Genomic DNA, 15017 nt, shown 5'->3' on the forward strand with positions numbered 1-15017 from the left:
ATGGCCCCGGTCCCAAAAAGATCGGGGTTTTTTACTATTCAGAATCGGGATTAATCCAGCAAGAAATTATTGAAAAAGGTGCTCTTTAAAACCATCCAGGCGAAGAAGAACAAAATTCCCCAAAACAGGTACGGCCGGTAGTAGTCCATCGTCTCCTTGTACCTGGATTCGATAATTTCGGCTTTTTCCAATTCGTCAATTCGCGTAAAGATGTTTTCGAGGGCTCCGTCATCGGATGCCCGGAAAAATTCCCCCTCGGTAATGCTGGCAATGTTGCGGAGAGTTTCCTCGTTGAGGTAACTTTCGATCATTTGCGGCCTGCCGAAGAAGTCGGTCCCGTAGGGTACCATTCCATCTTTTCCCACAGCAATGGTATAGATTTTTATGTCCATGGCTTCGGCCAGCTGTGCGGCAAATACCGGGTCCACATTGCCGGCGTTATTGTCTCCATCGCTGAGCAACACCATTACCTTCGATTTGGCTTCCGATTCGCGCATCCGATTGGTAGCGGTAGAAACAGCACTGCCAATGGCCGTTCCCTTGGCATCCATCATGTTGAAGGTAATGCTACCTACCAGGTCAGTCAGGAGTTCGTAATCCGTGGTAAGCGGAGCAAGCGAAAACGCTTCGCCCGAAAAAATCACCATGCCAATCCGGTCGGCTATTCGGCCATTGATAAAATCAATGGCTGTTTCCTTGGCGGCTTCCAGCCGGTTGGGAGTAAAGTCCTGCAGGTCCATGGATTCTGAAATATCCATTACCAGCATGATGTCTATGCCTTCGGTGTATTGTTCGACTTTCTCATTGGTTCGCTGTGGCCTTGCCAGGGCAATAACCACCATCCACATGGCCAGTAGAAAGAAAAGCGATGGGATCAGGCGCAAATAGGTCCAGGGATTTTTTCTGGCAGCTATCTTGGGCAGCGAAAGCTCCAAGACCGGTTTTTTCAGAAATTTGATAAACTTTCTGACGAGCAAGAAAAGGGGGATAACCCAAATTAAATGAAGTAGGAAAAAATTCTCCCATTCAAACGATCGGAAGGTTTCGGGTGCAAACCAGCTCCAGGAGATATAGGAAGAGGTATCATTCATGATGGTGAATTTTTTCAATTTTTTCTTCCAATTGATTTCTTGAGATTTGCAGCAGGTTTTCGCAAGCCTCGCGGATATTGTTGTCCACCCGGTTGGCGTAAATTATTAATTCGATTTTCCTGAAATCAGTTACTACTTCCGGCTGCTGAAGGAACGCAGCCGTTTCGGTGGCGGTCCACTCTCTAAACGGAAGCCCGGTTAAGTTTTCCAGGTAACTTTTCCAAAGACCCAGCAGCTCGTCGGCCTCCTGGATTTGAGGATTGTTTACCAATTGTTTCATCGATAGCTCCCAGTCCTCCACGAAGCGTTTGAATTTCCTTTTTTCCCGGTACACCTGCCAGCGTTTTTTCAAGCCCTCTCCAAAAAAGTAAAAACCTGCGATCAAAAGAACCACAACCACCAGGATGCCCACGATCAGGTAGGGGTAGTTGAAGGAAGGAGGAATGTATTGGTAGCTGTCGTTTTGGCGAAAGGAAAGCTCCTCCGGTATTTCATCGATGGTCAGCACCAGGTGCAGCGGTGCGGGCTCAGGTACGTGGTGTATGCTATCGTACCGAACGATTTCAAAAACAGGAATGCGGTAATTTTGCACCGAATCCAGCGAAAAGTTTGATAGCCAGTAAACGGCGCTGTCCAGGGTGACGCCATCCGCCGTGGCGGAGGTAAAGGTTTGCTTGCCCAGGTATTCGAAATCGCCAAAGCGATAGGTAGAGTCTGGAAACAAAACAGGCATCTCGCTCGGATAGCGTGCCTTTAGTACGTAGCCTACTCGCTCGCCCAATCGGGCCGAGTCCTGCAAAAAGTACCCTTCTACCGCCACGTCCTGCCCTTGAGAAAGGCTTGGTTGCAGTACCAGTACCATCCATACACCTACCACTAGCTTCCCGATTTTATCCACGTTTCATGGTTTTATTTCTCAACTTAAATAATTCCATTAGCGGGAGTACAATATCCTGCCGGGTGTCTATTTGTAGGTAATTGATCTGATTTTTTTTGCAAAACTCTTTGAGATGCTGCCGTTCACTGCCGAACGAAGAAGAAATCTTTCTGGAAAAACCGCCAAAAGCCGTATTCACCCAGGTAGTTTTCCCCGCTTCCTTGTCGTAAACGGGAATGATGCCCAGGGAAGGAAGCGCAGACTCGATTGGGTCCGTAAGCTGTAAGACCACCAGATCGTGCTTGGTCGCCAGTGCTTTCAGCGGTCGTTCGTAACCGGTGTCAATGAAATCGGAGATGACGATGAGAATGCTTCTTTTCTTAATCAAGTTGAGGCAAAAGGTGAACATGCCGTTCAGGTCGGTTTGCTGGGACTTCTTTTCCTCAGCAAAAATGCCTTTTATGATTTTCACTGCTTGCCGGCTCCCTTTTCCAGGCAGAATAATCTTTTCTTTTGTATCCGAATAACTGATCAGACCCGTTTGCGAGCCCTCGTGAATGGCTGCCAATGTGAGCACGCCTGCAATTTCTCGTCCCAGGTCAATTTTCTTCCGATCCTTACTCCCGATTTCCTGCGAGCCACTTACGTCAAGTAAAAAATAGACCGATTGATCCTTGTCTTCCTTAAAGGTTTTTACAAAGGTTCCGTGCCCTTTGGCGGATACTTTCCACTCAATAGTTCGGATATCGTCCCCATACTGGTAGGGACGCAGGTCGTCAAACTCCAGCCCGGCACCCTTAAAGATGGAATGGTGGTCACCCTGCAGGTGACTATTGGCCACCTTTCTCAGGATGATTTCATACCTTCTTAGTTTTTTTATCAGTTGGTTCATTTTTCAGTTACAATGAAAAGCCTAATTTAGCAGTCTCCCGTGAATAATAAAACGACTTCGCGGTTACTTATTGCCAATTGTAAAAGGAATTGGGTAATTTTGTGGTGTGAATAGTATACGTCGAGTAGTTGCACTCTTTTTGGTGATGGTTTCCTGCGGTCCCGATGAGAAGCCAGAAGAGCTTTTGTCAGAGGACACCATGGTAGAAATCCTCGTGGATATTCACCTCGCCGAGGGATTTGTTCAGTCCCTTTCCATACCTTATGATTCCTCCAAAGTACTCTACCCCATACTAGAAAGACAAATTTTTGAAAAACATGGTGTTGCCGACAGCGTTTACATCCAGAGTCTGGAATATTACCTTCTGGATGCTGCCAAAATGGAATACCTCTACGAACGGACGATAGATTCGTTGACGTTGAAAGAAAAAATCACCCGATAATCAATGAAATTGTATCCAACGAATCTGGAAGAGAAAATCGATTTTGACAAAATCAAAGAATTGATCAAAGAGGAGTGTACCAGTACGCTGGGCGCGGATTTCGTTAAAAAAGTCTCGTTTTCCAGGGATCGGGTCCTGCTTACCAAATTGCTGGCGCAGACGGATGAATTCCGCAAAATTCTTGTTTCCGGCGAACTCTTCCCCTCCTCGAATTTTATCAATATTTACCCCTATTTGGACAAGGCAAAAATAGCGGGTACGTTTCTGTTTGAGGACGAATTTCATGAAATCCGGCTGGGATTAAAGACCCTGGAGGGCTGCGTGGCCTTCTTCCACCGGTTTCAGGAAGAATACCCGCAACTGCATCAGCTGCTAGGCATGGTGGAGGAAGACATACCTTTGGAAAAAAGTATTGGGCGGGTGCTCGATGACAAGGGCAAGGTAAAAAACAACGCATCCCAGGAGTTAAATTTAATCCGTACGCAACTGGCTTACGAAGAGAGCCGCATCCGCAAAGTACTGGAACAAATCTACCGCTCGGTCAAAGCACAGGGGTTTACCCCCGAAGATGCGTCGGTCACCATTCGTGCGGGTAGAATGGTGATTCCGGTTTTGGCCGAATACAAAAAGCGAATCAAAGGTTTTATCCACGATGAATCGGCCACCGGACAAACCGTTTACCTGGAACCTGCGGAAGTCCTGGACATCAACAATGAGATAAAAGACCTGGAGTACATGGAACGCCGGGAAGTGCAGAAGATCCTGACCAAGCTTACAGACGAACTTCGCGGATATATTCCAGCCCTAAGGCGGGCCTTTTATTTTTTGGGGATGGTGGATTTTATCCGCGCCAAAGCAAAATTTGCGCTTAAAATCAATGCGGTAAATCCCGAAATGGCTCGGGTGCGGGAGATGTCCTGGCTGAAAGCCCGACACCCGCTACTGGAAATGGCGCTTCGTCAGCAACGGAAAGCAATCGTCCCGGTCAGCCTTTCCCTGGACCCCAACCACCGGCTGCTGGTGATTTCGGGACCCAATGCCGGGGGAAAATCCGTTACCTTGAAAACCGTAGCCCTTGTCCAGTATATGTACCAATGTGGCCTGTTGGTTCCCATGGAACCGAATTCCTCCTGCGCGGTGTTTGATCAATTTTTTATCGATATAGGCGACGAACAAAATATCGAAAACGACCTGAGTACCTATAGTTCCCACTTGATGAACATGAAGCATTTCACGCTGCATGCCAACAAGAAAACACTTTTTTTCATCGACGAATTTGGTACCGGTACCGAACCCCAATTTGGCGGTGCGATTGCGGAAGCCATTTTGACGGCCTTGAATAAGTCTGGAGCCTACGGAATTGTCACCACCCATTACGGAAACCTGAAGCAACTGGCCTCCAAAAGCCAGGGGATGGTCAATGGAGCCATGCGCTACGATGTGGACGAGTTGGAGCCCTTGTACGAACTGGAAATCGGTAAGCCCGGAAGTTCCTTCGCCTTTGAGATCGCCGGAAAAATCGGGATCGACCAGGAAATTATCCTTCATGCAAAAGCACAGGTGGGGGAGACCCGCGTCAAATACGACAAGCTGCTGCTAAAAGTAGAAAGTGAAAAAAACAAGTACGAAAGCCTGCTTTCCGAAATTGAGCGAAAAGACCGCTTGCTGAATCAGCGCCTGCAGGAATACAATTCGCTAAAGACCACCCTGGACGAACAGCGCAAGGCCATTCTAAACGAAGCCAAAGCCCAGGCCAACGTTCTCCTGGAAGAGGCCAACAAAAAAATCGAGCACACCATCCGTTCCATCAAGGAAACGCAGGCGGACAAACTTGCCACGCAGCGCGCGAGAAAAGAACTGGATGCGCACAAAACGACCATAAAACCCGAGAAGCAACAAAGCGCACCGCCCAAAACCATTCGGGTCGTGGAGGGTGAAATCAATCCAGGTGATCAGGTGCGGGTGAAAGACAACGGGGCCCTGGCAGAAGTGCTTGAAATCAAAGGAAAGCAAGTGAGCATTCTGATAGGAGATCTCAAGTCCAACGTGAAACTAAGCCGGCTGGAGAAAATTTCCAATACCTCCCTAAAAAAGGAGAAAAAAGCGATAGCCCGACGGATTAGCTACGATACCCAGTCCAAAATGGCGAATTTCTCCCCCAATCTGGATATCCGCGGAAAAAGAGGAGAGGAAGTCCTTCCCCTGATACAGAACTTCATCGACGAGGGATACATGCTGGGCATGAACGAGCTCAAGATCATTCACGGAAAAGGTGACGGCATCTTGCGGGGGCTCACCCGAAACTTCATCAGCAAAATGCCATCTGTGGCCGGCTTTTCAGACGAACATGCCGACCGGGGAGGTTCGGGGATTACCCTGGTTCAACTCAAATCGTAGCAGCCTCACTGCCTGTACGTCTGCTCGTCCAATCACCGGCAATAATTGCCTTTGCTATTTCATACGGTCAAAACCGCTTTTTCCACCGCTGCAGGTCCCCGGGATTAGCGGAAACCCACAGCGGATGGAAAAAAATCGGTGTTTGAGACACGGATTACTGGAATGCTACTCAAGCCGAACCAGTGCAAATACATACGAACCCGCCAGGGCCGATACCCGTGCGTTTGAAGGTGCCGGAACGGTCCATTGCAGCTGGAGATTGTTTCCAGTCTGTGTAAAGGAGATTTCCTTATTCGCAGCCGGCTGAACTCCGGTCAGTTCAATCTTTGCAAAGTTCCCCCCGGCGAAGGACCAAGTACCACTGGCATCGAAGAGCAGGTTGCTGCCTTGTGTACTGTAGGTCTTGCTGCTGCCACTGGAAGTAAATGTGATTTCAAAATCGATGTAGTCATCGGTCTCATTCGTACCGTCCTTCGTTACCGATCCGCCGTTTCGTACCACCCAGGTTGTTCCTGTTAGCGCTTGTATAGCCACTTCCTCTGGGCTTGGTTCAGGGGGGGTGGGCTGAGGTTCTTCTTCTTCACATCCAGCCAAATTGACAGCGAGGAATAGCACAAGGAGTATTCGTGTTAAAGCAACCATACGTCTGATTTATTTTAGAAAGTTTTAAGATCAACTATATATTTTTTATAAAATCCCGGAAAATCGCAGGAAGTGGCTTTTCCCCGGTTTTTTTGGCGCCTGTTCATAGGCGTTTACTAAAGCCTGTACTTCCGATTCCGGTTCGGGAGCACAGGCTGCTTCATGGACACTACTGTTTGATGACTCTGGTAACGGACCTTCCCTGATCGCTTAGAAGAACGATGATGTAGGTTCCATTCGGGTAGTTTCGAAGATCAATTTCAGTGATAGCACTCGTAACAAGCCCTTTGGCTACGGTCTTCCCGGACAGGTCGTACACCTGGTAGCTGATGTCCTGACTCTCGTGGTAATTCGTTTCTACGATAAAGATGCCAGGACCTGGATTGGGGTACACGGAGAAACTTCTTTCCCGATTCTCGCGCAGCGAAGTCACGATATCCATGGTAAAGTTGGTAGCACTTTCCACCTGCCCTCCGGCATAGGTCAAGATGATGCTGCCGGTCGTTGTACCATCGGGTACCACGACCTCTAGGGTGTTTGCATCAACCAGGGTAAAATCTGCTGCCGTACCGTTTAGGGAAATAGCCGTTACTAAATCCAGCTTTTCGCCGGTCAGGGTAAGCTTGTCGCCCACCCAACCCCGTTTGGGAGAGAAATCACTCAATGAGGGCATCGGTACGGTTACGGTAATTTCGAAACTATCCGCTGCCGTAGCCCCCTTACCGTCGTCCACAGTAATCGTGATACCGATCGAGCCCAAATCGCTCGATCCAGGCGTACCGCTGAACGTAAGGCTGCCCGTATCGAATGTGAGCCATGCGGGAAGCGCAGAACCGTCTTCCAGTGTGGCCGTGTACGTAAGGTCATCGTCATCCGCGTCGCTAAAGGTAGTAGCGGGTACCACAAAGGTGAACGGTTCATTCTCGGTAGCATTCTGATCCGAAAGTGCATTGACCAAAACGGGAGCGGTATTGATGATCAGTACAAAACGATCCTCCGCCGTTGCGCCTTTGCCGTCCACGGCAGTTACTTTGATGGTAATGCTACCTACATCCGAGCTTGTAGCCGTACCGCTGAAGCTGCGTGTGGCGCCATCGAACGCTAACCAGGCGGGCAAGGCGGAGTCATCAGCTAACGTGGCCGTATACGTGAGTTCGTCACCGTCGGCATCCGCAAAGGTGTTAGCAGGGAACGTAAAGCCAAAGGCCTCGTCCACCAATGCATTCTGGTCATCGATCGGATTGGCCAGGGACGGTTTGGCATTTATGCTTATGGTAAAACTGTCCTCCGCCGTGGCCCCTTTACCGTCGTCGGCAATAACCTTTACCGTAAGCGTTCCCGCATCACCACCGCCCGGCGTGCCGCCGAAGGTACGGGAGGTACCAGTAAAGGTGAGCCAGGAAGGAAGGGTAGACCCATCGTCCAGCATGGCGGTATAGCTGAGATCATCGCCGTCGGCATCCGAAAACGTGTCATCCGGGAAGGTGAAGGTGAATGGTTCGCCCGTTATACCTTCCTGGTCGGAAATGGCATTTGCCAAAACGGGCGCGGTATTCACTGTAAGTGCGAAGGTGTCCTCCGCGGTGCCGCCGTTGCCATCATCTGCGGTCACTTTGATGTTGATGCTGCCCACGTCACTGGCCTCTGGTGTCCCGCTGAATGTACGTGTCGCGGCATCAAAGGTCAGCCAGGAGGGCAGGGCCGTCCCGTCATCCAGGGTTGCGGCATAGCTGAGATCATTACCGTCCACATCCGAAAAGGTGTTTTCTGGGAACGTGAAGGTGAAGGCCTCGCTCGTCAGGATGGTGCTATCTGCAAGGGCATTGGCCACAACCGGTGCCGTATTGGATGCTACGAAGCTAAAATTATCAAGGTATATTCCATCTCCATCGGCATCATCATACCGCTGAAAGCGGACGATAAAGGTGTTGGTCAGTGCAAGGCCGGCATCGTTTGCCAGGTCGGTAATGTTGAGATCCTGAGTAACCCACCGTCCATTCGGAATCTTGCTGAAATCCCAATCCATTGCTTTGGTGAAGGTTTCCCCACCATCGTTACTAAAGAAAATGGCATCCATGTCGGGTGTGAATTCCTCTCCTCGGTCCGTAATATCGTAGGAGAGTATCAATTGCGTGCCCAGCGACGCATCCAGATGAAGATCCACAGCTGAAGTAGTAAATATACCGTCGCAACTGTTTCCCATAAATAGGTAGTAATTCGTTCGATTCGCATCTGGCTGCACATCAAATAAAGAGGGTTGAACGCGCAGGTCTTCCCGTATGGTCGTTACCGGCTGCGCCCATTGAAATGCGCTGGGCAGGTCCTGATTGTTGAACGATTCAGAAAATGGAGCCGTGACATAGGAAGGTTGGGGTTCGTACACCTTTATATTGTCTATTCGCATTCCATCTGATTCACGCCCACTTGCGCTAAAATCAGCATTATCGTATTGCTGGAAACGAATAATAAATTGATCCGTCAAGGACAGGCCGTTCGCTGCAGCTAGTGCGTCTACGTCAAATGGCGCAAAGTTTGACCAGGCATTGTTGCACCAGTTTTCTGGTTCGAAGGCATAGACTTGCTCAAAGCTTGCTCCACCATCATCGCTAAAGTAGAGCCCTTCCATAAGGGGTTGGCTTTCGTCCCTAACGTCGTTCACATCAAAGGTAAGGGCTACCTGTGACTGTTCGGATAGGTCCAAATGCAAATCCAGTGCATTGGTCGCGAATGAACCATCGCAATCTTTTCCCATCTCTACCCAGTAATTCGTCTGATTGGCATCGGATTTTAAATCGAAGTAGCCGGAGGGAATAATGGTGGTGGTATCCGTTGTCGACTCGGTAGCCTGTGCCCAACTCCAGGCGGTTTTCATCGTACCCGTATTGAAATCATCCTCAAAAGGCAGGCTGGAGTAGCTGATGGGCGGTACCCGGACCCGTACGTTGTCCAATCGCATTCCATCTCGGCCGCTACCGGACCAGCTAAAATCATGGTTGTCGTATTGTTGAAAGCGGATCACAAACTGACTGCTTAATGTAAGTCCGTTTTCTCTGGCCAGTTTATCGACATCAAAAGGCGCATAACTTCCCCATTCGTCACACCATTGTTCCGGGTTAAACGAAAACACCTTGACAAAGGTATCGCCCCCATCATCACTAAAGAATAGGCCATCGTTGGGATGATTTTCATCAGAAAAACCGTAGATATCGAACCACATTTCCACCTCGATCTCTCCTGCTAAGTCTAACAGTAAATCGTAGGCATTGGTATAAAACTCACCGTCACAGGTTCCGCCCATTTCCAGGTAATAGTCTGTTCGGTTGGCATCTGAATCAATTCCCTGTACCCGTATGGGCGTAATTGAGTTGGGGTCGTCTGTGGTCTGATCCGGAAGTGCGACCTGCCAATGGTCGGGAATGTCTCTATCGTCAAAATCATCGTCCACGGGTAGTTTGGCGTGTACGGCGGGGGAGGTGCGAACGACCACATTGTCCAGGGAAAATCCATCTCGGCCGCTACCGGACCAGCTAAAATCATGGTTGTCGTATTGTTGAAAGCGGATCACAAACTGACTATTTAAGGTGAGGCCGTGATCGGTAGCCAACTTGCTGACGCTTAGGGGAGGAAAGCTACCCCAGGCATCAGCACACCAAAATCCGGGCTTAAAGTCAAAAACTTTGGTGAAGGTACTTCCTCCATCGTCACTCATGTAGAGGCCATCCGCGTCTTGGGTTTCGTCACTATAATTATTTATCGCAAAAAGAAGCTCCACATCCGTTTGTCCGGTTAAATCCAGGCTTAGATCCAAGGCATTGGTGGTAAATCCGCCCGCGTCGGACGATTTGCCTAAGCGCACGTAGGAACTGCCATCGCTGTTCGTAAAAATCTCTGCGATGCCATTTTGGCCTCCGTCTATGTTGGGCCGGGCGGTCCACTGGGCGCCAAATGTTCCCGTTTCAAAATCGTCTTCGAAGATCACCTCCTGCCCGTAGAGGGAGGAGGCTACGAAGCATAACCAGGCGATTGTTAGTAATTTTGGTTTCATAGTTCGTGTTTTTTAACGTGAGTTTGACCAGGTACGGGAACCAGTTCCCTATATTTGGCGTATATTTGGTTAGATTGTAGATTCGACTGGTAAAGCAGATGGTCTATTCATTCAACATGACTTGGCTACTCTCAAAAGAGCCTTCGGAAAAAAGCCGCTTACGATTTCGGTTCGCTATTGAGACATATGTACTCAAGTCAAAGAAAACCAAGTACGTATACCAGCAAATAGGCTTGATTATATGCTTGGCCCATCGTACTTTTATACCAGTGCATCGTCCATTTCCGGGCCTGTTTCCACGGGTTCCTCCAGCTAACGCCTATCCGAAAGCTTGACACAATATGCCTTTTTCTAACCATTTTAACCTGCACAAATTCGTGAAGCTACCCGATGGATTCGTCAATGTGCCCGATCGTTGCGTAAAGGTAAATTGGTTGAAAGCCAGAAGAATACATTCTAAATGCAAAAAAATGGAGGTGATCGAATAGTGACTGGGCGGTTTTACCGCTGATACCACTTAAAAGTATCTCCTAAATACTTAGTAATTTGTACTGCTAAGGATTTGATCAGCTAGCGCAGGGGATATACGGCTTCGTCTGCATTGCTTTGAAGACTGCACCAAGCCAAAAAATTGTATGTATGCGGTACTTGCAGGAACATCTTTTCTCGACAGCTGGAGATAGGCAGGATAGCTACCGGGCGGGAACGAACGCAAGGCCATTCAGGGAAGAGGTGACAGCATTCCAAGAGCGATCACCTGATACCTCGTTCGAAAAATGGCTGCTGACATCCTGTCGTCGGATCAGCATGCTTACCGGGGAGGTTCGGGGGTTACCCTGGTTCAACTCAAATCTTAGCGCTTGAAAGCCTGGCGAGCCAACAGGCGCCAATTTTTTCCTTTCTTCTGCCAAACGGTCAGCACCCCCAGATTGACCGGCGCCGGGTCACTGTCGCGGTTGTGCGTTTGCCCGATCAAAAAATGCCGAACCAGGGCAATGTTATCCTTGATATCGATGGATTGGTTTTCGATGTTGATTTCTGTAAAATTGGATACCCTGGAGCGGATGGCTTCGATGTAGGCTTCCTGATCTTCAATCAATCCGTTGGAATGACCGTAGGTCAACTGCGGATCGGTAAGGTTTCTTAGTCGGGTTTCGTCGCCGACGATCATGGCGTCTACCAGCTCGGCTACTGCTTTTTCCACGGCGGCCACCTCTTTGTTTTGGGCGAAGGTGACGGTAGAAGCGAGGAATAAAAAGAGGAAAAGGTACGTGTGCATGGGTTTATTGGAGTTTATTCAAGTAAAACAAGGTCAAAGACGTAAAAGCCTACGAGTCCCGTGACACGGGCATTTTGGGGGGCAGGCACGGTCCACTCAAGCCGGAGTCGGTTTTGACTTCGCGTGAAAGATATTTCCTTATTTGCTGCCGGCTGGATTCCGGAAAGGGTGATTTTATCGAAATTTTCCCCTTCAAAGGCCCAGTTGCCGTTGTTATCGAAAAGCAGGTTGCTGTTTTGCGTAATGTAGGTTTTTCCGGTATTGTTGGAAATAAAGCGGATTTCAAAATCGGCAAAATCTGCGCTTTGAAGTGATCCATCTTTCGATACCGAACCGCCGTTGCTTACGGTCCAGGTTTCACTACCCGAAGTACCGGCGAGCTTTTCAATGGCAAGTTGCTCGGCTGATTTTTCCGGCTCTCCGTTATCTCCTCCGTTACATGCAGTCAGCGCCACGGCGAGAAGTACTACCCAAAACGTCTTTGTTAAAGCTATCATAAACCCGACCTAAAGTGGTAAATTTAATCAATTCCCAAATGAATCAAAGTAATCTTTGCCTTTTATAATCTTCCAGGCTAAGGATTTGTTCACAAAAGTCGTATTCTCTGGAGTCATTGGATGCGATGAGCAGGCATTTGTTGGCTCCGTAGTCGGTTACCAGGTTTCTGTACCATTGTATGCCCCGGGCATCCAGGTTCGACGTAGGTTCGTCCAGCAGGATCAGAGGAGCCTGGGAAAAAAAGCAAATACCCAATTTCAGTCGCTGTTTCATTCCGGAGGAAAACAGGGAAATCGGTTTATCCACGGCATTTTCCAGGTATAGTAATTTTACCAGTTCTTTCGCGTCAACTTCCGGGTTTAGTTTTTTGAAGGAGAAATGAAACCGAAGAAATTCACGGAGCGTAAATTCTTCGGGCAGCTCCAGGTAGGGGGCGCTGATGACCAGGTATTGGTAAATGTCCTCTGCCGGAATCGGTTTTTCGTTCCAGGAAAAATGGAGGGTGCCCTCGGTGAGTGGCATTTGCGCGGACAGGCATTTGAGGAGGGTAGATTTGCCGGACCCGTTTCCTCCCGTGATGGCAATTTTTTCACCACTGGAAGCACGAAGGGGCAGCTGTTTAAATATCCATTCCCGCTGAAATCGTTTTCCTCCCAGCTCCAGATTTACAGAAAACATGTCTATTGGATGTACCCTTTCATCACGCCTCGTTCGGATGAGCGGATAAAATTCACGATTTCATCCCGCTCTTTGGTAGCGGGAAGATTGATTTCGATTTCCTCCAGCGCGCGGCTATTGTTCCAGCTATTTAAAAACAAATAGCGGTAGACTTCCTGAATTTCACTGATTGTCTGGCTCTCAAAGCCACGTCTTCGAAGTCCGAGCGAATTCACCCCGGCGTAACTGAGAGGTTCTCGGGCCGCTTTGGTAAAGGGGGGCACGTCTTTTCGGACCAGCGAGCCTCCGGACACCATGCTGTGCATGCCAATTTTTACAAATTGGTGGATGGCGCTGCTCCCGCCGATAAACGCCCAGTCATCGATGGTGACATGCCCGGCTACCTGTACGGAATTAGCGATGATCACCCGATCGTGAATGAGGCAGTCATGCGCGATGTGCACATAAGCCATGAGCAGGCAATTATTCCCTATTCGTGTAGTTTGTTTGTCGGCAGTCCCTCTGTTTATTGTAACAAACTCCCGAATGGTCGTTCCATCTCCGATTTCCACGAGGGAGTCTTCTCCTTTAAATTTCAGGTCCTGTGGAATGGCGGCGATCACGGCACCGGGAAAAATTCTGCAATTTTTTCCAATTCTGGCTCCTGGATAAATGGTTACATGGGAGCCAATCCAGGTTCCTTCACCAATTTCAACATTGGGATGAATGGATGTAAATGCTTCTATCGAGACATTCTCCCCAATTTGGGCCTTTTCACTTATTTCAGATAGCTTACTGATCATGCGTCTTTTCTTACGATACTGGCAGTCATAACGGCTTCACATACCAAGGTGTTTCCTACGAACGCTTCTCCCTTCATTTTTGCGATTCCCCGCCGAATAGGGTTGAGTAATTCGCATTTGAAAATCAGCGTATCCCCGGGCAATACCATTTTCCTGAATTTGCAATTTTCTATACTAAGGAAATAGGTCCAATAATTTTCCGGATCTTCTACGGTACTTAATACCAAAATCCCTCCTGTTTGCGCCATGGCTTCCACCTGAAGCACACCTGGCATGACTGGATTGTTTGGAAAATGTCCCATAAAAAACGGCTCGTTGATCGTCACGTTTTTCACGCCGGCCACCACCTTATCGTCCAGGTAAATGATCTTATCCACCAGTTGAAACGGGTACCTATGGGGCAAGATATTGCTGATTTGGTTAATATCCAGAACCGGAGGCGATTTCGGATCGTAGTAGGGGATATTCATGGGGCCTGCTTTTTCCATGGCCCGTTTGATTTTTTTTGCGAAGGCGACGTTTGCGGCATGCCCTGGGCGTGCGGCGAGAATTTGCGCCTTTAAGGGTCTTCCAACGAGAGCCAGATCGCCAATTACGTCCAGTAGTTTGTGTCGGGCCGGCTCGTTTTTGTACCGAAGCTCCACGTTATTCAGAATGCCTTCCTTTTTTACTTCGACCTTTTGCTTGTTAAACATTTTGGCCAGGCTGGACAATTCGGCTTCTTCTACTACGCGGTCCACTACCACAATGGCATTGTTAAGGTCTCCACCTTTGATCAGGTTGTTGTTGTAGAGCATTTCTAATTCGTGGAGGAAGCAGAAGGTTCTGCACGAGGCAATTTCCTGCCGAAATTGGCTGATATCGGTGATGGATGCATGCTGACTGCCCAAAACCGGCGAGTTGTAGTCCACCATCACGGTGACCCGGAAATCGTCAAGCGGAAGCGCGGCCATTTCCACTTCCCGGGCGCTGTCTTTGTAATGGATGCTTTCCGGTACTTCGAAAAACCGACGCAGCGCATTTTGTTCTTCCAGGCCCGCGTCTTCCAGAATATCGATAAATTGTATGCTACTGCCATCTAAAATGGGCGGTTCGGGTCCGCTTAATTGGATCAATACATTGTCTACCTCCATACCAACCAGTGCCGCCAGGACATGCTCTACCGTAAATACCCGCGCTCCGCTTTGTTCCAATGTCGTGCCGCGTGACACGTCCACCACGTTGTCTACATCTGCATCGATGATCGGCTGACCTTCGAGGTCCATTCGTTGAAACTTATAGCCATGATTTGGGCTAGCGGGCAAAAATGTCATGTTTGCTTCAATTCCAGTATGCAAGCCTACACCCGAAATGGTCACTTGTTTTTTTATGGTATGCTGTTTTACTTTCATTAA

General features: G+C 48.8%; 12 protein-coding genes. 2 read left to right on the plus strand and 10 right to left on the minus strand.

What is annotated here, in order from left to right; genetic code table 11:
* Positions 1 to 50: 50 nt before the first annotated feature.
* The 3 genes from GCU44_RS07845 to GCU44_RS07855 are packed head-to-tail and all read right to left on the minus strand — an operon-like array spanning position 51 to position 2860.
* Complete coding sequence (locus tag GCU44_RS07845) at positions 51 to 1091, minus strand: vWA domain-containing protein (RefSeq protein WP_154855750.1); 1041 nt, start codon at positions 1089 to 1091, stop codon at positions 51 to 53.
* Positions 1084 to 1989 carry a hypothetical protein gene (locus GCU44_RS07850; RefSeq protein ID WP_154855752.1) on the minus strand — a complete coding sequence of 302 codons (906 nt, stop codon included), beginning with the start codon at positions 1987 to 1989 and terminating at the stop codon, positions 1084 to 1086. Before GCU44_RS07850 ends, GCU44_RS07845 begins: the two co-directional genes overlap by 8 nt.
* A complete protein-coding gene (locus tag GCU44_RS07855) occupies positions 1982 to 2860 on the minus strand; it encodes a DUF58 domain-containing protein (protein ID WP_154855754.1) in 879 nt (292 codons plus the stop codon). Before GCU44_RS07855 ends, GCU44_RS07850 begins: the two co-directional genes overlap by 8 nt.
* Positions 2861 to 2966: 106 nt before the next feature.
* On the opposite strand from GCU44_RS07855, the gene GCU44_RS07860 reads away from it, so the two are divergent.
* Both GCU44_RS07860 and GCU44_RS07865 read left to right on the plus strand, forming a co-directional pair.
* On the plus strand, positions 2967 to 3302 hold the full coding sequence (locus GCU44_RS07860; protein WP_317041143.1) for a DUF4296 domain-containing protein: 336 nt from the start codon (positions 2967 to 2969) through the stop codon (positions 3300 to 3302).
* A gap of 3 nt (positions 3303 to 3305) precedes the next feature.
* Positions 3306 to 5699, plus strand: a complete 2394-nt coding sequence (locus GCU44_RS07865; RefSeq protein ID WP_154855757.1) for an endonuclease MutS2 — start codon at positions 3306 to 3308, stop codon at positions 5697 to 5699.
* Positions 5700 to 5864: 165 nt separating this feature from the next.
* On the opposite strand, the gene GCU44_RS07870 is transcribed toward GCU44_RS07865, so the two are convergent.
* From GCU44_RS07870 to GCU44_RS07900, 7 genes are all read right to left on the minus strand, one after another.
* Positions 5865 to 6341: a hypothetical protein gene (locus tag GCU44_RS07870; protein ID WP_241684878.1), complete on the minus strand. Its 477-nt coding sequence runs from the start codon at positions 6339 to 6341 to the stop codon at positions 5865 to 5867.
* A 169-nt stretch (positions 6342 to 6510) separates the two neighbouring features.
* Entirely contained in the window at positions 6511 to 10386 is a 3876-nt protein-coding gene (locus GCU44_RS07875) for a putative Ig domain-containing protein (RefSeq protein WP_154855759.1), read from the minus strand.
* A gap of 853 nt (positions 10387 to 11239) precedes the next feature.
* Positions 11240 to 11665, minus strand: coding sequence for a nuclear transport factor 2 family protein (locus GCU44_RS07880; RefSeq protein WP_154855761.1), 426 nt, complete (start codon positions 11663 to 11665; stop codon positions 11240 to 11242).
* Between the two features lie 14 nt (positions 11666 to 11679).
* Positions 11680 to 12162 carry a hypothetical protein gene (locus tag GCU44_RS07885; protein WP_092174070.1) on the minus strand — a complete coding sequence of 161 codons (483 nt, stop codon included), beginning with the start codon at positions 12160 to 12162 and terminating at the stop codon, positions 11680 to 11682.
* Between the two features lie 43 nt (positions 12163 to 12205).
* The gene (locus GCU44_RS07890; protein ID WP_092174072.1) at positions 12206 to 12841 is read right to left on the minus strand and encodes an ABC transporter ATP-binding protein; all 636 of its coding nucleotides are present in this window, start codon (positions 12839 to 12841) and stop codon (positions 12206 to 12208) included.
* 2 nt (positions 12842 to 12843) lie between these two features.
* Positions 12844 to 13623: an acyl-ACP--UDP-N-acetylglucosamine O-acyltransferase gene (lpxA, locus tag GCU44_RS07895; RefSeq protein ID WP_092174075.1), complete on the minus strand. Its 780-nt coding sequence runs from the start codon at positions 13621 to 13623 to the stop codon at positions 12844 to 12846.
* Complete coding sequence (locus tag GCU44_RS07900) at positions 13620 to 15014, minus strand: bifunctional UDP-3-O-[3-hydroxymyristoyl] N-acetylglucosamine deacetylase/3-hydroxyacyl-ACP dehydratase (protein WP_092174078.1); 1395 nt, start codon at positions 15012 to 15014, stop codon at positions 13620 to 13622. The genes lpxA and GCU44_RS07900 overlap by 4 nt, the downstream gene beginning before the upstream one ends.
* Between the last annotated feature and the right edge of the window lie 3 nt (positions 15015 to 15017).

The organism is Cyclobacterium xiamenense (assembly GCF_009467825.1).
Lineage (GTDB): Bacteria > Bacteroidota > Bacteroidia > Cytophagales > Cyclobacteriaceae > Cyclobacterium > Cyclobacterium xiamenense.

Excerpts from the sequence above, each read along its gene's own strand:
- GCU44_RS07890 (WP_092174072.1), bottom strand. The coding sequence starts at position 12,841 with ATGTTTTCTGTAAATCTGGAGCTGGGAGGAAAACGATTTCAGCGGGAA.
- GCU44_RS07865 (WP_154855757.1), top strand. The coding sequence starts at position 3,306 with ATGAAATTGTATCCAACGAATCTGGAAGAGAAAATCGATTTTGACAAA.
- GCU44_RS07900 (WP_092174078.1), bottom strand. The coding sequence starts at position 15,014 with ATGAAAGTAAAACAGCATACCATAAAAAAACAAGTGACCATTTCGGGT.
- GCU44_RS07845 (WP_154855750.1), bottom strand. The coding sequence starts at position 1,091 with ATGAATGATACCTCTTCCTATATCTCCTGGAGCTGGTTTGCACCCGAA.
- lpxA (WP_092174075.1), bottom strand. The coding sequence starts at position 13,623 with ATGATCAGTAAGCTATCTGAAATAAGTGAAAAGGCCCAAATTGGGGAG.
- GCU44_RS07875 (WP_154855759.1), bottom strand. The coding sequence starts at position 10,386 with ATGAAACCAAAATTACTAACAATCGCCTGGTTATGCTTCGTAGCCTCC.
- GCU44_RS07855 (WP_154855754.1), bottom strand. The coding sequence starts at position 2,860 with ATGAACCAACTGATAAAAAAACTAAGAAGGTATGAAATCATCCTGAGA.
- GCU44_RS07880 (WP_154855761.1), bottom strand. The coding sequence starts at position 11,665 with ATGCACACGTACCTTTTCCTCTTTTTATTCCTCGCTTCTACCGTCACC.
- GCU44_RS07870 (WP_241684878.1), bottom strand. The coding sequence starts at position 6,341 with ATGGTTGCTTTAACACGAATACTCCTTGTGCTATTCCTCGCTGTCAAT.
- GCU44_RS07885 (WP_092174070.1), bottom strand. The coding sequence starts at position 12,162 with ATGATAGCTTTAACAAAGACGTTTTGGGTAGTACTTCTCGCCGTGGCG.